The organism is Pantoea sp. ABR1s, assembly GCF_057812235.1.
In genome coordinates this window covers 1323800-1343917 of the sequence record NZ_CM173823.1, presented here as the reverse complement: position 1 = coordinate 1343917, position 20118 = coordinate 1323800, and the positions used below count along the sequence as shown (strand labels likewise).

Annotated in this window: 17 protein-coding genes and 1 tRNA gene; 9 read left to right on the top strand and 9 right to left on the bottom strand. The window is 56.0% G+C overall.

Going from position 1 to position 20118, the window contains the following annotated elements:
• The first annotated feature begins 8 nt into the window (after window positions 1–8).
• Window positions 9–1763 carry a DNA repair helicase RadD gene (gene radD / locus ACXKZD_RS06210; protein ID WP_010248344.1) on the top strand — a complete coding sequence of 585 codons (1755 nt, stop codon included), beginning with the start codon at window positions 9–11 and terminating at the stop codon, window positions 1761–1763.
• 176 nt (window positions 1764–1939) lie between these two features.
• Window positions 1940–2224, top strand: a complete 285-nt coding sequence (rplY, locus tag ACXKZD_RS06205; RefSeq protein WP_003854168.1) for a 50S ribosomal protein L25 — start codon at window positions 1940–1942, stop codon at window positions 2222–2224.
• Between the two features lie 118 nt (window positions 2225–2342).
• On the opposite strand, the gene yejK is transcribed toward rplY, so the two are convergent.
• Window positions 2343–3347, bottom strand: coding sequence for a nucleoid-associated protein YejK (gene yejK / locus ACXKZD_RS06200; protein ID WP_010248346.1), 1005 nt, complete (start codon window positions 3345–3347; stop codon window positions 2343–2345).
• Between the two features lie 158 nt (window positions 3348–3505).
• On the opposite strand from yejK, the gene ACXKZD_RS06195 reads away from it, so the two are divergent.
• The 5 genes from ACXKZD_RS06195 to ACXKZD_RS06175 all read left to right on the top strand — a co-directional run bounded on the left by ACXKZD_RS06195 (window position 3506) and on the right by ACXKZD_RS06175 (window position 7092).
• Window positions 3506–3733, top strand: coding sequence for a YejL family protein (locus ACXKZD_RS06195; RefSeq protein WP_010248348.1), 228 nt, complete (start codon window positions 3506–3508; stop codon window positions 3731–3733).
• Between the two features lie 22 nt (window positions 3734–3755).
• Window positions 3756–5510 (top strand): LPS biosynthesis-modulating metalloenzyme YejM, encoded by a 1755-nt coding sequence (gene yejM, locus ACXKZD_RS06190; RefSeq protein ID WP_488981941.1) that lies wholly within the window; start codon window positions 3756–3758, stop codon window positions 5508–5510.
• Window positions 5511–5583: 73 nt separating this feature from the next.
• A tRNA-Pro gene (locus ACXKZD_RS06185) sits at window positions 5584–5660 on the top strand.
• 440 nt (window positions 5661–6100) lie between these two features.
• Window positions 6101–6304, top strand: a complete 204-nt coding sequence (locus ACXKZD_RS06180) for a hypothetical protein (protein WP_003854174.1) — start codon at window positions 6101–6103, stop codon at window positions 6302–6304.
• Window positions 6305–6375: 71 nt separating this feature from the next.
• Complete coding sequence (locus ACXKZD_RS06175; RefSeq protein ID WP_061703755.1) at window positions 6376–7092, top strand: 4'-phosphopantetheinyl transferase family protein; 717 nt, start codon at window positions 6376–6378, stop codon at window positions 7090–7092.
• Window positions 7093–7262: 170 nt separating this feature from the next.
• On the opposite strand, the gene ACXKZD_RS06170 is transcribed toward ACXKZD_RS06175, so the two are convergent.
• From ACXKZD_RS06170 to apbE, 3 genes are all read right to left on the bottom strand, one after another.
• Complete coding sequence (locus tag ACXKZD_RS06170) at window positions 7263–8915, bottom strand: multidrug ABC transporter permease/ATP-binding protein (protein ID WP_182500219.1); 1653 nt, start codon at window positions 8913–8915, stop codon at window positions 7263–7265.
• A 96-nt stretch (window positions 8916–9011) separates the two neighbouring features.
• A complete protein-coding gene (gene alkB / locus ACXKZD_RS06165; RefSeq protein ID WP_182500220.1) occupies window positions 9012–9653 on the bottom strand; it encodes a DNA oxidative demethylase AlkB in 642 nt (213 codons plus the stop codon).
• Window positions 9653–10699: an FAD:protein FMN transferase ApbE gene (gene apbE, locus ACXKZD_RS06160; RefSeq protein WP_159226600.1), complete on the bottom strand. Its 1047-nt coding sequence runs from the start codon at window positions 10697–10699 to the stop codon at window positions 9653–9655. Before apbE ends, alkB begins: the two co-directional genes overlap by 1 nt.
• Window positions 10700–10870: 171 nt before the next feature.
• Here apbE and ACXKZD_RS06155 point away from each other — a divergent pair, with 171 nt between their 5' ends.
• Both ACXKZD_RS06155 and ACXKZD_RS06150 read left to right on the top strand, forming a co-directional pair.
• A complete protein-coding gene (locus tag ACXKZD_RS06155; RefSeq protein ID WP_010248361.1) occupies window positions 10871–10981 on the top strand; it encodes a hypothetical protein in 111 nt (36 codons plus the stop codon).
• A 149-nt stretch (window positions 10982–11130) separates the two neighbouring features.
• Window positions 11131–11325 carry a hypothetical protein gene (locus ACXKZD_RS06150; RefSeq protein ID WP_010248364.1) on the top strand — a complete coding sequence of 65 codons (195 nt, stop codon included), beginning with the start codon at window positions 11131–11133 and terminating at the stop codon, window positions 11323–11325.
• 17 nt (window positions 11326–11342) lie between these two features.
• Here the strand turns inward: ACXKZD_RS06150 and ompC are convergent, their stop codons facing one another.
• The 5 genes from ompC to ACXKZD_RS06125 all read right to left on the bottom strand — a co-directional run bounded on the left by ompC (window position 11343) and on the right by ACXKZD_RS06125 (window position 19999).
• On the bottom strand, window positions 11343–12461 hold the full coding sequence (gene ompC, locus ACXKZD_RS06145) for a porin OmpC (RefSeq protein WP_031292696.1): 1119 nt from the start codon (window positions 12459–12461) through the stop codon (window positions 11343–11345).
• Between the two features lie 598 nt (window positions 12462–13059).
• Window positions 13060–14229 (bottom strand): beta-barrel domain-containing protein, encoded by a 1170-nt coding sequence (locus ACXKZD_RS06140; protein WP_010248368.1) that lies wholly within the window; start codon window positions 14227–14229, stop codon window positions 13060–13062.
• Window positions 14226–16379, bottom strand: a complete 2154-nt coding sequence (locus ACXKZD_RS06135) for a type I secretion system permease/ATPase (protein WP_488981940.1) — start codon at window positions 16377–16379, stop codon at window positions 14226–14228. The genes ACXKZD_RS06140 and ACXKZD_RS06135 overlap by 4 nt, the downstream gene beginning before the upstream one ends.
• A 16-nt stretch (window positions 16380–16395) precedes the next feature.
• The gene (locus tag ACXKZD_RS06130) at window positions 16396–17751 is read right to left on the bottom strand and encodes a TolC family outer membrane protein (RefSeq protein ID WP_010248373.1); all 1356 of its coding nucleotides are present in this window, start codon (window positions 17749–17751) and stop codon (window positions 16396–16398) included.
• A gap of 304 nt (window positions 17752–18055) precedes the next feature.
• On the bottom strand, window positions 18056–19999 hold the full coding sequence (locus ACXKZD_RS06125) for an Ig-like domain-containing protein (protein ID WP_061703753.1): 1944 nt from the start codon (window positions 19997–19999) through the stop codon (window positions 18056–18058).
• Between the last annotated feature and the right edge of the window lie 119 nt (window positions 20000–20118).

Here is a 20118-nt window from a genome sequence, read left to right as displayed (position 1 = left end):
TGAGCATCATGTCTTTTACCTTACGCCCCTATCAACAGGATGCGGTGAATGCCACCGTGGCGCATTTCCGTCGTCATCAACAGCCTGCAGTCATTGTGCTGCCGACCGGGGCCGGAAAGAGCCTGGTCATTGCCGAGCTGGCACGGCTGGCGCGTGGCCGGGTGCTGGTGCTGGCGCACGTCAAAGAGCTGGTAGCGCAGAACCACAGTAAATATCAGGCTTACGGGCTGGAGGCGGATATCTTTGCCGCCGGACTTCAGCGTAAAGAGAGTCAGCGCAAAGTGGTGTTTGGCAGCGTGCAGTCAGTGGCGCGTAACCTCGACCAGTTCGACAGCGCCTTTTCACTGGTGATTGTCGATGAGTGCCACCGTATCGGTGATGATAAAGAGAGTCAGTATCAGCAGATCTTCAATCATCTGCGTCAGCATAATCCACAACTGCGTTTACTGGGCCTGACCGCCACGCCTTTCCGGCTGGGTAAGGGCTGGATTTATCAGTTCCACTATCACGGCATGGTGCGTGGCGACGAAAAATCGCTGTTTCGCGACTGTATCTATGAACTGCCGCTGCGCTACATGATCAAACATCAGTTTCTGGTGCCGCCGGAGCGACTGGATATGCCGGTGGTGCAGTATGACTTCAGCCGCCTGACGGCACAAAGCAGCGGCTTGTTCAGCGAAGCCGATCTTAATCGTGAACTGAAACAGCAGCAGCGCGTGACGCCCCATATTATCCGTCAGATCGTGGAGTTCGCTGAAGATCGGCTGGGGGTGATGATTTTTGCCTCAACGGTGGAGCATGCGCATGAAATTTTGCGGCTGCTGCCCGCTAACAGCGCGCTGGTATCAGCCGAAACGCCTGCCAGAGAGCGCGATGCTCTGATTCTGGCCTTTAAGGCGCAGCAGCTGAAATTCCTGGTTAACGTGGCGGTGCTGACCACCGGGTTTGATGCTCCGCACGTTGATCTGATTGCGATTCTGCGCCCGACCGAGTCGGTCAGCCTCTATCAGCAAATCGTCGGACGCGGCCTGCGGCTCTCGCCCGGGAAAACCGACTGTCTGATTCTCGATTATGCCGGTAATCCGCACGATCTTTTTACGCCCGAGGTCGGCGCGCCCAAAGGGGCCAGCGACAATCAGCCGGTACAGGTTTTTTGTCCCGCCTGCGGTTTCGCCAACACCTTCTGGGGCAAGGCGACCGAAGATGGCATGGTTATCGAACATTTTGGCCGACGCTGTCAGGGCGTGCTGGAAGATGATGAGGGCGAGCGCGAACAGTGTGACTTCCGCTTCCGCTTTAAAAGCTGCCCCGACTGTGGCGCAGAGAATGATATTGCCGCCCGGCGTTGTCACCAGTGCGACAAAATTCTGGTCGATCCTGACGATATGCTCAAAGCGGCGCTGAAGCTTAAAGATGCGCTGGTGCTGCGCTGTGGCGGCATGACGCTGGAACAGGGCCGTGACGCCAAAGGTGAATGGCTCAAGGCGACCTATTATGACGAGGAAGGCACCAGCGTCAGCGAACGGTTTCGTCTGCAGACACCGGCCCAGCGCAAAGCGTTTGAACAGCTCTTTATGCGCCCGCATCAGCGCGCGCCCGGCGTGCCGCTGGGCTGGCAAAGCGCCGCTGACGTGCTGGCGCTGCAGCCGCTGCTGCGTCATCCCGACTTTGTGGTGGCGCGGGCCAAAGGTCAGTTCTGGCAGATCCGCGAAAAAATGTTCGATTATCAGGGTCGCTATCGCCGTGCCAATGAGCTGCGCTAATGAGCGCTATCGGGTCCGGCTAACCGGATGCCGAGCCCGGCTGGCGGGTATATCGTTTGCTACCACCCGGCATAACGGCTATACTGCCGCCCGCTTTTGCATGTGCATCAGCGGTATTGAATAACCAGCCTGTTACTGGGTCGCCTGTAGCAGGAATTAAATAAAGAGATATATTAATGCTCACTATCAATGCAGTAGAACGTAAAGAGCAGGGTAAGGGTGCGAGCCGCCGCCTGCGTACAGCAAACCGTTTCCCGGCCATCATCTACGGTGGTTCTGAAGCGGCTGTTGCCATCGACCTGGATCACGACTCCGTAATGAACCTGCAATCTAAGCCAGGTTTCTACGACGAAGTGCTGACCCTGTCAGTTGACGGTAAAGAAACTAAAGTGAAAGTTCAGGCTGTTCAGCGTCACCCGTTCAAGCCAAAACTGTTCCACATCGACTTCGTTCGCGCTTAATCGCGAACTTCGTTGAAAGCAGAAGGGCCGGTTGCGAAACCGGCCCTTTTCTTTTGGCGCTGCCCGGTGAAATGATCGCCGCGTGCAGGGAATGAAAGCCGGGCTAATCCCGGCTTTTTTATTTGCTGCTGGTACGGCGCTGCAGCTGATCGCGCAGATTGGGTGGTGTGCCCTTAATCGTCAGGGTGTCCGTTGCCGGATCCCAGAAAATGCGTTCGCCCAGCAACATCGCATCGAAGTTCAGGGTCAGGCCCCCGCCGCTTCCGGCAAACTTCGTCAGCTGGCGCAGAGTACTGCGATCCGCCGGGAAACTCTCTTCCAGTTCATACCCCTGCTCCTGGGTAAAGGCCTGGAACGTTTTTTCACCCAGTGGTGGCAGTTCGCTCGACAACTCTTCCAGCGCAATCTCCTCGCCCGCCTGCAACTGCTCGTTGCAGTAGCTGTAGACCTGCTGGCGATAGTTCTGCCGCTCCTGCTTATCCAGTTCCGATTCGTTGCAGTAGTCATCTACCGCCTGCAACAGACCGCGGTTCTGCGCCTTGGTGTCTAATCCCACTTCGGCACCCAGGAAGTCCATAAAGAAGTCAGCCACTTTACGTCCGACGCGGCCACGCAGGAAAGTCAGATAACGGGTCGATTCCGGGTTAGTTTCCCACTCGGTTAAATCGATGCGTGCCACGATATCGGCATGATTGATGTCAAGATAGTGGGTGCTGCTGATATCCATCTGCTCGTTGACGCGCATGCTGGACTGGCTGTTCAGCACCGCAATCAGCAGGTATTCCACCGCCAGATAGCGGTAGTGAATAAACAGCACCACGCCGCCTTCAGCGAAGGGGTATTTTGCAAGCTCATCGCGCAGACGACCGGTCGCGGCACGGCTAAAAGCGAGAAAATCATCGTTGCCCTTACGACAATTACGCAGCGCTTCTGCCAGTTCACTCTCTGCATTGAACAGGCCATAGGCTTTGCTTTTTGCGCTATAGACCCGGTGTAACTCCTCCACCATCGCGTTGACCGTGTTGGTGGCAGGCAGCAGCGAATCGCGCAGCGCCAGTTCAAGCTGGTTTTCATCGCGTTTAATTAACTGATGCAGGGCAATCTGGTCGATATCCAGACTCATGGTAGACTCTCCTTTTAGCACAGGCGCGTATTCAAACACCGCCAGCATCGGCTTTCAACTCCATGCGTATAGCGAACGCGCGGCTTTCGATAAAATTGCGGTAAAAAGTGCGCTGTTCCGGTAATATATCGCCTTTTGAAATGAGCTTAGACGACGATATGGCACAATCATCCCGTTACAGTGACGAACGCGTGGAACAACTCCTCGCGGAAATGGCCCAAATCCTGCACAAGGATAAAGCCCCCACCGATCTCTCCCTGATGGTTCTGGGAAATATGGTGACCAACTTAATTAACAGCGATGTCGCTCCGGCGCAACGTCGTTCACTGGCACGATCTTTCGCCGATGCCCTTCAGGCGTCTGTGCGTGACGATAACGCCCATTAATTGGCTGATTTGACTTCATAATATGGTAACCAACCGGCAGCGCTACCGCGAAAAAGTTTCCCAGATGATCAGTTGGGGTCACTGGTTTGCTCTGTTTAACATCTTATTCGCGCTGATTTTAGGCAGTCGCTACCTGTTGGTCGCCGACTGGCCTTCTTCGCTGGCGGGGCGCATCTACGCCTATACCAGCTGGGTTGGCCACTTCAGTTTTGTTGTTTTTGCCGCCTATCTGCTGATTATCTTCCCGCTGACCTTTGTGGTGATGTCGCAACGGCTGATGCGGGTGTTGTCCGCGGTGGTCGCTACCGCCGGGCTGACGCTGGTGATGGTCGACAGTGCAGTGTTCAGCCGCTTCCACCTGCACCTGAATCCGGTGGTGTGGGAGCTGGTCATTAACCCTGATCAGAGCGAGATGGCGCGCGACTGGCAGCTGATGTTTATCAGCGTGCCGCTGATTTTCCTGGTTGAGATGCTGTTTGCGACCTGGAGCTGGCAGAAGCTTCGCAGCCTGAATCGCCGTTCATTTGGCAAGCCTGTCGCCGCCCTGTTTATCAGCGCCTTCTTTGCCAGCCACCTGATGTATATCTGGGCCGATGCGAATTTCTATCGCCCGATTACCATGCAGCGTGCCAACCTGCCGCTCTCCTACCCGATGACTGCCCGCCGCTTCCTTGAGCGTCATGGTCTGCTGGATGCCCAGGAGTATCAGCGTCGGCTGATTCAGCAGGGCGACCCGGAAGCAGTGGCGGTGGAATATCCGCTGAGCGAGATTACTTTCCGTGATGCCGGCACACGCAACAACCTGCTGGTTCTGACGGTCGATGGTCTGAACAACGCCACGCTGGCCAAAGCGCTGCCGGAGCTTAATCAGTTCGCCAGCGAGAACGTGCGTTTTACCCAGCACTACAGCGCGGGTGATACGCCGGAGAAAGGGTTGTTTGGCCTGTTCTATGGGATCTCATCCAGCTACATGAACGGTATTCTGGCATCCCGAACGCCGTCGGCGCTGCTGGGCGCGCTTAGCACCCAGGGTTACCAGTTTGGCCTCTTCTCCTCGGAAGGCTTTAATCCGCCGCTCTACCGGCAGGCGTTGCTGACTGATTATTCACTGCCTGCAACCACCAGCCAGCCCAACGCCAGTACTGTGGCGCAATGGCAGAACTGGCTGGAGAAACAGAACGGTTCACAGGCACCGTGGTTCTCATGGATTGCCCTGAACGGCCCGGACGTCACCGGCGACAGTGCAAAAGCGCGTCAGCGCAGCTATCTGCGCCAGGCTCCTGTCGTTGATGAGCAGATCCACGCGGTGCTCAGCAGCCTGCAGGCGCGTGATTTACTGAAGAACACGGTGGTGGTGATTACGGCGCAGCGTGGACTGGCACTGGATGGCAATCCTGACAGCGCTGGAAACCGCCAGACTCTGCAGGTGCCGTTAGTGATTCACTGGCCTGATACGCCCGCGCAGACCGTTGATCGCCTTTCTGATCATCAGGATGTGATGTCGACGCTGATGCAGCGACTGCTGCATGTGCGGACCAATCCAGTGAACTACTCTCAGGGTGAAGATCTGTTTGCTGCGCGCCGTCGCCATGACTGGGTCGTCAGCAGCGAAGAGAATAAGCTGGTGATTACCACGCCGCAGGTGACGCTGGTACTCAACAATAACGGCAGCTATCGCGCTTATGATGCGCAGGGCAACGCCCTGAAAGATCACAAGCCAGAACTGGCGCTGCTGTTGCAGGTATTAACTGAAGAGAAGCGGTTTATCGCTAACTGATTAATAATCAGGCAAATAGTCGGCAGGTATCTTGCATTAATGGTGATAACCAGTAGACTAATCCTCCAGTGTTCGGCACGTAGCGCAGCCTGGTAGCGCACGGTCATGGGGTGTCCGGGGTCGGAGGTTCAAATCCTCTCGTGCCGACCAAATTCCCTGAAAAGCAGCCCTAAAGGCTGCTTTTTTCGTTTCTGTCATCAAACCTTAACTTACCTCGCACCTTCCACAATTCGTTCTATACTTAACTGCGTGTGGGTAACAAGAGGAGAGTTCATGACATATATTGAAAAAGACGATCCAACAGAAGCACCCGAGTCAGGCGATAAGCAACCTTCCCCGCCAGACCAGAAGTAACCCACGGGGCCGCGTCTGACGCGGCCTTTCTATCTCAGCTTACCTCTCCGTTTAACATTCAGAATAGTCCCGTGTGGCAGTTAACATTCCTCTTACAATCAGCAGGTTAACAGTTGCATTATAATCTGATCTGCTTCACAAAATCGGCTACCGGCTGCGCTTATTCATCAAACTGAAACAAAAATGTCACATAAAATGCCTACCCTGAAATCCCCAGAAATTGACGGATAATTTTTATGGCGATCAAAGCGAAAAGCCTGAAAGATGCAGAAGCATTGCTGCATTCAGGCATTAGCAAAGTGGAACTGGCGTATGACATTGGCAGCGACGATTTCTTTCGTCTGGCAAGCCACTGGTGCGACCGAGGTGCACGCATCAGCAGGGGTCACCACCATTTCGTTGTTTCTCTGAAGAGTTTTGCCATTCCTCCCAACGACTGATTCCGGCGGGCTGCTTGCCCTGATCCATCGCGCCTGATTTAATGCCTTTTTGGTTTTGATGATGGTCCCGCATGCGCTATCCCGACCTGCCGCTGCCGCCTGTTGCAGGCGGCTTTATCCTTTCCCGACACCTTAACCGCAGCGATCCCTTGCTGGCGGTGAGTCACTTCGATCCGCAAAAGTATCATGACGGGCTGGCTGTCGAATGGGATATTCCGCTGCCCGCCCGACTGCAGCAGGCTGTCAGTAAACGGCGTGCTGAATACCTCGCCAGCCGTCTGCTGGTCCGGTCAGTGATGGCAGAACTGGGTATTGCTGATTTCATTCTGACCAATGCAGCTGATCGATCCCCCTGCTGGCCCGCTGGCATTCAGGCGTCACTGTCGCACAGTGCAGGCATCGTTGTGGTAGCGGCAACCCGTCAGCCCTGCGCTGTTGGGGTGGATGTCGAGCAGTTCATGTCGGAGACGACGGCGCATGAAACGGCTGAGTTGCTGATGAACGAGCAGGAACAACACCTGTTACGGACGCTGCCCGTCTCTTTTCGCGCTGCCGCTACCCTGCTCTTCTCCCTCAAAGAGAGCGTTTATAAAGCCATCTGGCCGCAACTGCTTCAGCCGATGGACTTTCCGGATGCGGAACTGGTGTCGGTAGATTTCGCGCAGCAGCGGGCGACGTTGCGACTGACTCAGCACTTCAGCGGGTGTTTTGCGATGGGAACGTTACTGGAGGCAAGCTTTGTGTGGCGGGATACTCAGGTAATCACGCTAATCACACAACGGCTTTAAAAAAACCGGCTAAACAATACGCGTTAAAACTTTGCGGTTTAGCCGGGGGTAACACAGACGAAAGAAAAGGTTCAGAATGGCAGAAACCGGAGTTTCTGCTGATCGCTAACGTAGCCTGGTTCAGGCGAAACACGCCACTACGCTTTTTTGCTAAGCTTTGCCAGCTGCCGTTAAAGCCCGGTGTCGGTGCGTTTTACCGAGTCGAGCGTGGCAAGATCGCGCTCATTACCGGTCAGCTCCGTCAACTTGCCTTCACGCATCTCCAGCAACCGATCGGCATGAATGAAGTAGTGATCGTCATGGCTGATAGCAAACACCGTTTTACCCGCCTGCTGTAGCCACGGCAGCAGCTCGCGGTAGAAGATACGGCGAAAATGGGGATCCTGATCCGCCGCCCACTCATCCAGTAGCAGCACATCGCGCTCTTCTGCCACCGCCAGCAGCAGCGCCAGTCGCTTACTCTGTCCTTTAGAAAGCTGCAGATTCAGCACTTTGTTGCCTTCAATCTTCAGCTTATCCTGCATCTTCAGTCTCTCCAGCCAGAGCTGAACCAGCGCAGGGTTGGCTGCAACCCCTTCCCGCCCCATTAACCGGTCAAACAGGTGTAAGTCGGTAAAGACCGCCGAGAACTGACTGCGCCACACATCAAGCTCATCCGCCGTTATCGGCTTGCCATCCAGCAGCAGCGTGCCGGACTGAGGCTGATAAAGACCGGTCAGCAGCATCGCCAGCGTCGATTTCCCGCTGCCGTTGCCGCCAATCAGAAAGACCAGTTCGCCCCGGCTCAGCGTCAGGTTAACCGGCCCGACCTGGAAGCCGTTATCACCATAGTGAAAAGAGACGTCGCGCAACTCCAGCGTTTGCCAGTCTGAGGACGTGGAGGCGGAGTGGAATCCTGACTGATAAGGAGCGAGGTCAAAGGCATTGAGCTTACGGAATGCGACCTGGGCACTGAGCAACGTCGGTAACGCGCCCACCGCGGAGAGCAGCGGCGTGCGTAAAAACAGCAGCGTCAGGGAAAAGGTAGCGGCGACGGCGGTATTGGCCCAGCCCAGGCTGTTGGCCATAAAAAAGACCATGCCGATAGCGCCTAACGTCATGATATTTGACCAGTTGACCGCACTGAGATGATAAGTATCGGCGCGGACAATGTGGTGTCGCCAGGCGCGGGCATCTTCCTGATAAACCGTGTCGTAGACCTGCTGAGCGCGTGAGCGGTTAAGCTGTAGCTCTTTGCGCCCTTCAATCACCGTCTGATAATCACGATAGAGGTTATCTTCGATTTCCCGCAGCTTTGCCATGTGCTGGTAAACCCGCGAGACCAGCAGCCAGCCGCCAACCAGCGTGACACCCAGCCAGACACTGGTTACCAGCAGCATTTTAGGCGACAGCCACGCAAGATAAATCGCCGAGCCAAGCGTAATAATCACACCCTGAAAGAGCTCCGGCAGGCGCACAAAGGCCAGAGTAATGGCCCGCACGTCGCTGGTCAGGCCCGCCAGCAGCTGCGCACTGCCGAGTTGCTCGATGCGTTCAATGCGGGTATCGAGGATACGCTTGATAAATTCGCCGCGCAGTCGCCAGACAAACTGATGGCCAAGCATGGTCAGCGCCAGTTGCGAGGCCAGCGTCACCGCCATCAGCACCACCAGCTGCAACAGAAACTGCGGCAGTACCGCAAATGAGGTGTTAATGGCGACAATCATTTCGCGATTGATAAAGGCGATCATGCCGATACCCAGCACGGCGCTTAACAACGTGAGCGCAATCACCCCGATAAAAGGCCAGCGGAACTGGCGAAAAACAACGCTTAGCAACGTCATGCAGGCAATCCAGCAGTCAAAAAACAGCCTGCAGTGTAATGGGATGCAAAATGATAGCAATAGTTATTCGTACCACGCCGTAACCGGCGTGGTGGGTCAGAAAGCGCGTCGAAACGTCAGGTTAAAACGCCAGGCACCCACCAGGGGATGAACGCCTGGCTTAAGTGGCAGGATGCCGTGGTAGCGCAGGCGCGACGGCCCGCCCCACACCACAATATCACCATGTTCCAGCAGCACACGCTGGGTACTGTCACCCCGCTCGAAGCCGCCAAACTGAAAGACCGCCGGTAAACCCAGCGACACCGAAACGATAGGCTGACGCAGATCTTTCTCATCTTTATCCTGATGCAGCGTCAGCTTCGCGCCCGGCTCATAGCGATTAAGCAGGCAGGCATCCGGATTAAAGCCAGGGAACCCCGCCTCAGACGCCGCCTGCTGCGCCAGAGTACGAAACAGCGGCGGCATAGCCGGCCATTTACGCCCGTTCAGGTTGTCCTGCTGCTGATACTGGTAGCCGCGTGAATCCACCGACCAGCCGAAATCGCCACAGTTGGTCATCGCCACCGACATGCGATGGCCACCGGGCGTAATGCGATGGGCAAACGGATTCTGCTCCGCAATTGCCATTATTTGCTGATAAAGCGCCTCTGCATCCTCACGTGCGCGACGCCGCAGGATCACCGCGCCCTCAGCCAGCGTCTCCTGCCAGGGTTGTTCTTCACTAAACAGATCTAACATCAGGGTTCTCCGGATTCAGCGGGGATCAGGAAAGCAGCGAACTGCGGCGACATCCAGCTGACAAATTTATCGCCCTGCTTGCTGATCAGATAGACCGCCAGATGCTGTTCGATCGCCAGCGCCTGGGCTTTTTCCGTGCCAAGTACCATCAGTCCGGTATCCCAGCCATCGGCTTCCAGCGCCGTGGTGGCGATCACCGTGGCGGAAACCAGTTTATGCTCAATTGGCCGTCCGGTAACGGGATCGATCACATGAGAAATGCGCTTGCCGTCCAGTTCATAATAGTTGCGATAGCTGCCGGAGGTACTGATGCCGTGTCCCTGCAGATTAACGCGCGCCTGAACCGCATTCTCACGATCGGTCGGTTTCTGAATCGCCACCCGCCACGGCTGCTGCTGCGCATTAAGGCCGCGGCTCAGAACGGCGCCGCCCACAGACACCAGATAGTTATTGATGCCGAGCTGCTCCATCAGTCGCGCCAGATGATCGGTGGCAAAGCCCTCGCCCACCGTCGAGAGATCGACATAGAGACCTGGCAGATCTTTCTGCAGCCACTGTCCATCTGCGCCCTGCACCACCCGCAGATGCTGCAATCCGGTCTGCGCCCGGGCGACGGCGATTTGTGCCGCATCCGGCGTATGGCCGGGCTGTTTCATCGGGCCAAAGCCCCATAAGTTGACCAGTGGCCCGACGGTAATATCCATCGCCCCGCCAGTTTTACGGCCAATCCGCAGTGAGGTCGTGACAATATCCGCCATGTTTTCACTCACCGGCTGCGGTGACAGGTCACGGCTTTGGTTGAAGCGCGACAAGGCGGAGTCGGGCTTCCAGGTAGAGAGTTCCGCATCGTCCGCATCCAGCTGCTGCTGAATCCGCTGTTGCAGTTCCGCTCTGCGCTCACTCGCCACACCGGCCAGGCTCACACGCCAGACGGTTCCCATGGTTTTTCCTTCCAGCACCAGCGCGGATGTGGTCGCTGGCTTATCACAGGCCGTTAACATCAACGTTAACATCGCTATAAACAGCAGATTAATCTGAGAACGCATCTTTCCTCACTTGTAACACTTTATTCAGCTCTGCTACAAAGCATAAACTTCGGGTAAAGACGCTTAAAGAGAGTTGAATATTTCTCTGAAACCTATCAGTATTCACCGGTCATCTACCCTGTATCCGCCTTTTATCAGGCGACTAACGTTAATCAAAGTAAGGAGCGGCAGATGATCTATCTGATTCTCGTCATTGCCCTGGGGCTGTTTATCTTCAGTAGCTATAAAGTCTTGCATCAACGTCGTCATCGTCACATGACACCCTCACGCCCGCGCCAATAAAAGGCTTAACTGCACCTGATTGGGGCAAGATCGCCCTGACGCGCGCGGCAAGTGTACCAAAGTGCGCGCGAGGTCTGTGGCTATGAGAGCGGTAAAGCTGGCATGAATTCTGCACTGTTGAAACAGTGTTTATCTCTGAGAGGTGCAGAATGAAAAATTCACAGAAGTGGCAGTCAGCATGGCATCACTGGCTGAGCTTTTCAGCCTTCACCCTGGCAGGCGTGGCATTTGAAGGCGCGCGATTCGGCAGCGTGGTGTCGTCAGTGACAACCGCGCCGGAAGCCACCAAGTGGCGAAAGGCTGAAGCGCTCAGCCCGAAAGGTGACGCAGGAGCGCAGCGGTAACTGCGCTCCCGTACAACTCAGAACTGGTAAACCAGACCCAGTGCCACCACGTCGTCGGTATTGATACCGGCTGCGTCGGTGAAAGCGTTGTCGTCCAGCAGGTTGATCTGGTAATCAACATAGGTGGACATGTTTTTGTTGAAGTAGTAGGTCGCGCCAACGTCGATATATTTTTTCAGATTCTGTTTACCCCAGTTCTGAACATCGGTGCCGCGTGAGGTGACGTACGCCAGGGATGGACGCAGGCCAAAGTCAAACTGATACTGCGCAACCAGTTCCCAGTTGTCCGCTTTATCCGCATAGCCATAAGCTGAAGAGTCGTTGGTGCTGTCGCCGAAGCGGGTCGCATTGTACGAGCGTGAGTACATAGCCGCCAGATAGACGTTGTTCGCGTCATATTTCAGACCGCCAGTATAGACTTCCGCTTTATCGCCACTCCCGAGGATGCCTGATGTTGCGCTGTTCTGGTCGTTGGTACGGTCAGACTGGAAAGCAGCCGCACCAATGCCGAAACCTGAACCCAGATCATAAGTGGTGCTCAGACCCCAGCCGTCGCCATTCTGACCCAGTACGTCACGGCCATTCGGAGACTCGGTGCTGTTGCCATTCTTGCCCTGATACTGGACTGCAAAGTTCCAGCCATCCACCAGACCGAAGAAGTTATTGTTACGGTAGGTCGCCATGCCGTTACCGCGCTGATACATAAAGTTATCTGCGCCGTAGGTGTCGCCGCCGAACTCTGGCAGCACGTCGGTCCATGCGCCGATGTCGTAAGCTACGCCGTAGTTACGACCATAGTCGAACGAACCTGCATCACCAAATTTCACACCGGCAAAGCCAACACGGGTGAAGCTGTCAGCCGTACCTTCAGACTCGGCGTTGTTCAGCGCCGCCTGGTATTCCCACTGGCCGTAACCGGTCAGCTCATTGCTGATTTCGGTTTCGCCCTTAAAGCCGAAGCGAACGTAAGACTGATCGCCATCAGAACCATCGTTATCAGAGAAGTAGTGCAGACCGTCAACTTTACCAAAGAGATCTAATTTGTTGCCGTCTTTGTTATAGATTTCAGCTGCGTTTGCTGATCCTGCTGCAACCAGCAACGCAGGGATCATCAGGGAGAGAACGCGACGTTTCATTTTATTACCCTCTGTTATGTGCCTTTATTATTTGCCACTGCTAACTGAATGATTAAAAATTCAGCCGGCAGGCCATTGTTGTTTTATAACGGGCAATAATCCACCAGGAAAATGCTACTAAATTTCCAAAAGTGTTTCATACGTCGAAACAGTTATTTCATAATGTAAATAACGGGGAACTAATAACCAGCACGGATCGATAAAAAATGGCGCACAAATCGATAAACCGATTCAGAGAGCTATGTTATCAATGGGTTACATCAGAGTATTCCGAAGCACTGAATGATAAAACTTATACGGAATCTGGTAATAGAATAGACCCCGCTATCATCATTTATTCCATTATTACCTTCATTCTCCCCGAATGAGATGTACAACTTATTATTTCCCGCCGGACAAGTTGTCCGGCATTTTTTTGCCTGCTGTTTGCCGTTCCGTTATATCTTCGTAAACTTTCTTAACCGGGTTAAATTAACTACGGCCTGTTTCCGCACATATTGTTAAAATACGCACACTTTGCGCCCTGACTGCCCAAATATCCGCCATGTTAATTTATCACCGTAATTAAGCAGGCGGATATTTTAGCTGGTGCGGATTTTCAGCGCTCGCGCATCGATTCTTTGACTTTATTCAGGGGCTTAATCAGATAATCCATAACCGATTTCTGACCGGTTTTAATCTCTACATTGGCCACCATACCGGGCACGATCGGGAATTTTCGTCCGGCACGGTTAGTCAGCTCGGCTTTCTGGGTACGAACATAAACACGATAGTAATATTGATCACGTTTTACCTCATCCTGCAGGGTATCTGGCGAGACCGTTTCAACTTCGCCGTGCAGATCGCCATAGATGGAGGAGTCATAGGCGGTCACTTTGACGGTAGCCGCCAGACCGGGCCGGATATAAGCGATATCGCGTGGATTGATGCGCGTCTCAATCAGCAGCTGATCCTCCAGCGGGACGATTTCCATCAGTTTACCGCCAGGCTCCAGTACCCCACCGACCGTGGTGACCTGAATATCTTTAACAATGCCGCGCACCGGTGAATAGAGCGTGGCACGCGTCAGCTGATCCTCTTTGCCTGCAGCAACCTGCAGTTGCGCATCCAGTTCGGCATTATTTTTTACCTGCTCTTCGTGGGCGCGCACCAGATAGTCATTGCGCGCCTCATCGATTTTGCCGCGCAGATCGCTGACCTGACGACGCAGTCGAATCACCTCGACCTGCCCTGCTGCGCCTTTGGCAACCAGCGGTTCCGTCAGGCGCAGTTCATCCTGCACCAGTCGCAGCGACTGCTGCAGATTACTGATGGTTTCGGTGAGATTACGGCGTCGCGACTCGTAGAGCTGCCGTTCGCGCGTCACCAGGTTCGGCTCCTTCAGCGTTTCGGCGCTGAATGTCAGCGGCGTGCCCGACAGCTCCGCCTCCAGCCGCTCGGACGAGGCGCGCAGGGTGCGCACTTTGGCCTGCGCCTCGCCGAAGTTCGACTGGAAGCGTGTCGGATCGAGGGTCGCCAGCACCTGCCCTTTTTCGACAATGTCGCCCTCATGCACGTTAAGCTGTTTGACGATGCCGCCATCCAGGCTGTCGATCACCTGCGCGCGGCTGGAAGGGGTGACTTTACCGGTGCCGACCGTGACCTCATCCAGAATGGCAAAGTGCGCCCAGATGAGAAAAATCGCCAGCGCGGCGGTGCAGAGCCAGATAATCGCCGATGTCCGGCGCTCATGACGAGCAAGATCTTTATCAACAATAACCAGACTCATGCGGTGTCTCCTTTACCTGGCGACGGTGCCGGCGCGGGTGTCGTCGCGCGGCGCAGGATCTCGTCGCGCGGGCCGTCGGCCACAATCCGGCCGTTATCCATCACCACAATACGATCGACCATCTTCAGCAGCGCCGGACGGTGCGTCACCAGCACCAGCGTCCGGCCGCTGATCCAGCCCTGTAGCTGACGGATCACATGCTCCTCCAGCTGTTCATCCATCGCCGCGGTGGGTTCATCCAGCAACACCACCTGCGGCTGACGCAGGATCAACCGGCTCAGCATCACCATCTGACGCTGGCCGCCCGAAAGTCCACGCCCGCCTTCATTGATAATGCGGTCCAGGCTGGCGGCATCCTGCTGGACCAGCGACAGCGCGCCGCTGATGCGCAGCGCCTGCAGCATCTCCTGTTCGCTGGCATGGGGATTGCCCAGCATCAGATTCTGCCGCAGCGTGCCAAAAAAGAGACGAGAGTCGTGCGACAGCCAGCCAAGCTGACGACGTAAATCGGTGGGATCGATACGCTCAATATCGACGCCATCGACAATCACTTTGCCCTGGGTAGCCTGCGCCTGACCGGCGAGGATCTTCAGCAGCGTCGATTTCCCTGCTCCGACTTTGCCCAGAATGGCAATCTTCTCGCCGGGCTTAATCTGCAGCTGCTGAACGTTGAGTACATTCTTTTCATTCTCTTCGTCATAGCTGTAGTGCACATTGCGCAGATCGTACTGGCCGGTGAGCGTCGGGCAGTGTGCCAGCGTCGTCGCTTCAGGTTGATCAAGCGGCTTTTTCAGCAACTCATCCAGTCCTTTCATCGCCATTTTGGCGTGCTGCCAGCGCGAGAAGACCATGGTCAGCTGCATCAGCGGGGCGATGGTGCGTGATGAGAGCAGGCTGCAGGCAACCAGCGTACCGGTAGTGATTTGCGAATCGAGCACCAGATAGACACCAAATACCAGCATGCCCGCATAGGTGAGCTGCTGCACAGTCGAGGCCCAGCCGGTGAGACGCGCGCCCCACAACCGCTGCTGGTTACTGATTGAGGCGCTGACTTCGTGCGTCTGCTCCCACTGACGCTGAAAATAGGGTTCCGCCTGCAGCGCCTTGATATCCTCAATCCCTTCAATGGTCTCTACCAGCACCGCATTGCGCAGCGCGCCCTCGCGCAGCCCCTCTTTGGCCAGCCGCGCCATCGGGATCTGCACCAGCAGACCGGGAATGACGATCAGCGGGATCGCCGCCAGCGGAATCAGCACCAGCCAGCCGCCAACAAACGACATAATAAACAGGAACAGGATAACAAACGGCAGATCGGCCGCTGCGCCTACCGTGGTCGAGGTGAGCAGCTCACGCACCTGGTCGATCTCACGCAGCTGCGAGATAAACGAACCGGTCGACTTCGGACGCGCCTCATTACGTATGCTCATCGCCCGGGCAAACAGCATGGCCGAGACTTTCAGGTCGATGCGTTTGCCCATTAAGTCTGACACCTGGGTCCGCATCAGCCGGATCAGATACTCAATGGCCGCAGCGATCAGCACGCCGACAAACAGTACCCACAGCGTGGACTGCGACTGGGCCGGAATGACCCGATCGTAGACCTGCATCGAAAAGAGAATACCGGCCAGTGCCAGCACATTACTGATCACCGAGGCCAGCGAAATTTCCGTGATACGGCGGCCCATACCGCGAAAGTTTTTCCAGAACCAGTGTGGTTCATAAGGCTGAACGAATTCGTCGATGCGCGCATCACGGCCACGCGCCGCTACGCCAATCACGCCGACATCGCCCTGGGCGCGTGCCAGCAGTTCTGATAACGCGCTTTCACGCACCACATCGCCGCCCTCACTGAGCCAGTAGCGCGCGCTGTTGTCTGAATCGATGCTCTCCAGCACCGCCACGCTGGCATTCTCCAGCACCAGCACCACCGGGGTGATCTCCTGACGCCAGCGCAGTTTGTTCTGCGGCACCATGGTCAGATGCAGTCCCAGCAGGCCGGAGAGTCGTTCCAGCTGCTGTGACACCGGCAGATGTTCAAACCAGCGCATCTGCTGACGCAGGGTTTTGCCATCGGCAGGTTTACCGAATCGCGCGGCTACGCGCAGCATGGCGGCAATCCAGTTATCGGTATTCAGGGTTGATGTACTCATTATTAATGCCTTATCGCTATTGCAGCGAAGGAAGGAGATCGCCGCTGCTTTGCTGGCGATCGATACCCATGATATCGAGCAGATTGTCTACCGCGGCGGCATAACGCACGGTGGCGTCCCAGCCATCGTAAAGCGCGGTGATACGTGAGCTGTCAGCCTGAAACACATCCTGTTCCACGCTAAGCAGATCGTTCAGGCTGCGCTTACTCAGGCGATATTCATCGGCGTAGACATTACGGGTATGGTCGGCGCTGGCCAGCTGCACTTCCCCGGCAGCCTGCCGCTGCTGCGCGCCAATCATGTCGGCATAGGCGGTAGAAGCGTTTTGATTGATGGCGAGCTTGGCCTGCTGAATAGCGGCCTGCGCCGCTTCACGATCGCCCTCTGCTGACTGGGTTTTCGCATTCACCAGGCCGCCCTGATAAAGCGGTGCTTCCACCTGCAGCTGTACTTCATCATCCCAGTAAGATTGACGATCGTTTTCATAGCGGGTCCGGCCCGCCTGCACTTTAATCGTCGGCCAGTGACCGGACTCTGCCTGGCGCACCCGTTCACGAGCGGCTTCCTGCTTCGACTGCGCGCTGCGCACTGCCGCGCTGCTTTCATAGGCGATTTTGTCGAGGGTGATCTGCTGCTTAAGCAGCGCCTGTGGCAGTTCAGGCAGCGTGGCGGGGACCACGCCGGTCAGCACGGTCAGTTGCGCGGTGGCGGAACGATGCTGGGCACGATATTGCTCCAGCGTGGCCTGCATGGCGGCGATGCGGGTTTCTGCCTGCAGCACGTCGGACTGGGAATTGAGGCCGGCATCGGCGCGCAGCTTCGCGATATCCCGCACGCGCTTCAGTGAGGCAATATTGGTATGCGCCGTTTCTGCCAGCGCCTGGTAACGTTTGACTTCGAGGTAGGCCTGCAGCGTATCTTCCGCCACGGTGGTCATGGAGTCGAACAGGCTGTAACGATAAGCATCCGACAGCGCGTGCTGCTCATCGATGGCGCTGCCGGTGCGGCCAAAGTCGTAGAGCAGCTGGCTGAGCGTGATGCCACCGGAGCCGTTGTTGTTCAGGCTCCCGGCGGAGTCGGTCTGATGAGAGCGTCCCGCCGCGCCCTGCAGTGAGATCTGCGGATACCAGGCGCTGCGGGCGGCATCAAGATCCCCCTCACCGATGTGGATCTGTGCCGCCGCTTCCGAGATTTTCGGATTGCGGGCAAAGGCCCGAAGAATGGCGTCACGCAGGGTTAAGCTGGCAATCTGCTCTTCGGTGGGCGCGGCGCGCCAGTTAAATTCGGCTTTAGGTAACGGTGCGGCAAAGGCCGCGTGCACTGCAACGCCACTCAGGGCGCACAACAAAAAAGTTAATCGCGCTTTGTTCATTATCCATACCAACAGGGGTTCTTATCATCATGGTGTTTTTCCTGGTGAACAAAGCGAGCAAAAAGGGGTGCTACTCAGCGTCTGACAGATTTAATGCATTATTTTATTTATGGTTCGCAAGCGAGACGCTAAACGACCTTTAACATTATTAGATCAGATCCCGCGCTTATTCCTGCTAAAAACAGATGAAATCGTTAATATTTCTGCTGAACGAACGAAAAGCAACCACTGAGCGAGCTCGCGCCAATCCAGACAGGCTTAACAGACCTGTCCGGAAGGCAGTGCGTTTACTAATGTGTCAGCGTCAGACCAGGGGGTGTGCCGCAGGATGCTGCAGCAGGTGGTCGGCGAGCGTATAAGGAATATCAGAGAACAGATGACTTTCCTGCGGTGCGGCGGCGGCAGAAGATGCCTGCGCCACATGCGCGGTTTCCGCCTGCTGGGTCGGGCTGACCGTCTCCAGCAGTTGGTCCACCGTCTGACCCTCCAGCGGGTTGGCACTTTCGGTATGTGATGCCACCTGCACCGTCTGGCTGGCACTGGCCAGATTACCGGCGCTGTCTTTACCGCTGACTGTCATCTGGTACTCACCATCGTCCAGCGGTGCCAGCTGCCCGGCCAGAATGGTCAGCGCCCAGCCGCCATCGGCTTTTACACTGGCGCTGTAGTGCTGATCGCCCAGCGTTAATTCCACCAGGCTGCCCGGTTGCAGATGACTGGAGCTGCCCTGAATCAGATGCCAGCTGTTGACATCGGCAGCATCAATTTTGTTATCACCAAAAGCCGTGTCCAGGGTCAGCGTCGGCCGCTGGTGCACGGCTACTGTAAACAGTTTATCGCTGGTCTGGGTGTCGCTGTTGCCATATTCATCCCAGCGGTGAAAGGTGGCGGCGACCGGGCCATCCGGCAGCGCCAGCAGCTCGCTGGAGGTCAGTGTTACCATACCTTTGGCATCGGGCTGGTAGGTTTTACCGTTGATCTCCAGGGTGTTGGCACCTTCAACGTAGAAGCTCAGATCGTGCTGCGCCTCCTGATAGTTGAGCGTCATGTCACCGCCGATATCCATTTCGGTGTAGATCGGAATAAAACCGGTGTGGATATTCAGCTCATGCGTGACGTCGATGTAGTTTTTGGCCCCGTCGATCGACCAGGCGCGGATTTCCCCAACGTTGATAAAGGCGTGCACATCCGCTGCCGGGATCACCACCTGCCAGTGTCCATCATCGCCTATGGTGGCGGCATAATCTTTCTGGTTGGCACCCGTGATCACCAGGCGATGGCCCGGCATGACGGTGGAGAGCGTGCCGCTCAGTAGCAGGTCCTGCTGGCTTTCTGCCAGGTTTATCACATCGTCCGCAGTGATCTTATCGAAGCTAATTTTTGGCAGGCTACTCAGATGGGTGATCAGCGTCAGATCGTGATATTCGGTGGCGGTTTTTCCATTGGGATCGGTCGCCGTGACTTTCAGGCTGTAGACCCCGTCTTTCAGCGCCTGCATATCGCTTTCATGAAATGAGCCATACCACTTACCGTCATTTCCCATGCTGGCGGTGGTGGTTTGCGTACCCAGCGTCAGTTTCAGCACCGACCCCACCGGCAAGTGCGTTGCGCTGCCGCTAATCTCGACGCCATAAATGCTCTCAGCAATACTCACCGCGTTGTCACCACTGACCGTGTCCACGGTCAGGGTAGGTTTGATCGTGCGGTCGGTATAGAGACCAAAATCAACGGTAGTTGCCGTGCTTTGCCCTGCTTTATCGGTAATGGTCAGCGTCAGCGTGTGATTGCCATCCGCTACGCCTTTCAGCGCATCAGCCGGCATGGAGGCGTTCCAGTAGCCCCACTTATTGACGGTGCTGTGCCAGCTTTGATCGTTGAAGGTCAGCGTTACGGTGGAGCCCGCTTCACCTTCAGCACGACCGCGCAGATGCACCGGCTTTTGCGCTTCCCAGCCGGCGATCACGCCATCACTGGCGATCGGTTCATAGGGTCGCAGCATAGCGGGCGGCGAACTTTTCACCGCGCTGACAGCCAGTGTGCTGTCGTTGAGCGGGCTGCCATGCAGTGACTCGGTGGAGAGCGTAGTGATCGGCAGGCTCTGGCCCGGCGTGGCGAAAGGAAGGCTCAGACTTTGCGTAGCGGCTGGCGCAATGGCGGGCACTGCGCTATCGGCGACGGCAAAATCGCTCACCGCCGTCTGAAAAATGGATTCAAGCCGGATGGTACGAAGCGTATCGCGTGATGACATAGGTAACCTCAGTTCAGAACAGAAACGCAGACAAAAACTATCGGATAAACCGATCGTTTAGTCTGACGACATGGTAGTGGGACAGCTGAAGCTGCCCGTTTCCGCTGGTCGGAACCGGT

Bases quoted from the DNA above. Each gene is read 5' to 3' on its own strand.
- alkB (WP_182500220.1), bottom strand. From the start codon at position 9,653: ATGTTAGATCTGTTTAGTGAAGAACAACCCTGGCAGGAGACGCTGGCT.
- ACXKZD_RS06175 (WP_061703755.1), top strand. From the start codon at position 6,376: ATGCGCTATCCCGACCTGCCGCTGCCGCCTGTTGCAGGCGGCTTTATC.
- yejM (WP_488981941.1), top strand. From the start codon at position 3,756: ATGGTAACCAACCGGCAGCGCTACCGCGAAAAAGTTTCCCAGATGATC.
- radD (WP_010248344.1), top strand. From the start codon at position 9: ATGTCTTTTACCTTACGCCCCTATCAACAGGATGCGGTGAATGCCACC.
- rplY (WP_003854168.1), top strand. From the start codon at position 1,940: ATGCTCACTATCAATGCAGTAGAACGTAAAGAGCAGGGTAAGGGTGCG.
- apbE (WP_159226600.1), bottom strand. From the start codon at position 10,699: ATGCGTTCTCAGATTAATCTGCTGTTTATAGCGATGTTAACGTTGATG.
- ACXKZD_RS06135 (WP_488981940.1), bottom strand. From the start codon at position 16,379: ATGAGTACATCAACCCTGAATACCGATAACTGGATTGCCGCCATGCTG.
- ACXKZD_RS06180 (WP_003854174.1), top strand. From the start codon at position 6,101: ATGGCGATCAAAGCGAAAAGCCTGAAAGATGCAGAAGCATTGCTGCAT.
- ACXKZD_RS06140 (WP_010248368.1), bottom strand. From the start codon at position 14,229: ATGAGTCTGGTTATTGTTGATAAAGATCTTGCTCGTCATGAGCGCCGG.
- ACXKZD_RS06125 (WP_061703753.1), bottom strand. From the start codon at position 19,999: ATGTCATCACGCGATACGCTTCGTACCATCCGGCTTGAATCCATTTTT.
- ACXKZD_RS06130 (WP_010248373.1), bottom strand. From the start codon at position 17,751: ATGAACAAAGCGCGATTAACTTTTTTGTTGTGCGCCCTGAGTGGCGTT.
- ACXKZD_RS06170 (WP_182500219.1), bottom strand. From the start codon at position 8,915: ATGACGTTGCTAAGCGTTGTTTTTCGCCAGTTCCGCTGGCCTTTTATC.
- yejK (WP_010248346.1), bottom strand. From the start codon at position 3,347: ATGAGTCTGGATATCGACCAGATTGCCCTGCATCAGTTAATTAAACGC.
- ompC (WP_031292696.1), bottom strand. From the start codon at position 12,461: ATGAAACGTCGCGTTCTCTCCCTGATGATCCCTGCGTTGCTGGTTGCA.
- ACXKZD_RS06150 (WP_010248364.1), top strand. From the start codon at position 11,131: ATGAAAAATTCACAGAAGTGGCAGTCAGCATGGCATCACTGGCTGAGC.
- ACXKZD_RS06195 (WP_010248348.1), top strand. From the start codon at position 3,506: ATGGCACAATCATCCCGTTACAGTGACGAACGCGTGGAACAACTCCTC.
- ACXKZD_RS06155 (WP_010248361.1), top strand. From the start codon at position 10,871: ATGATCTATCTGATTCTCGTCATTGCCCTGGGGCTGTTTATCTTCAGT.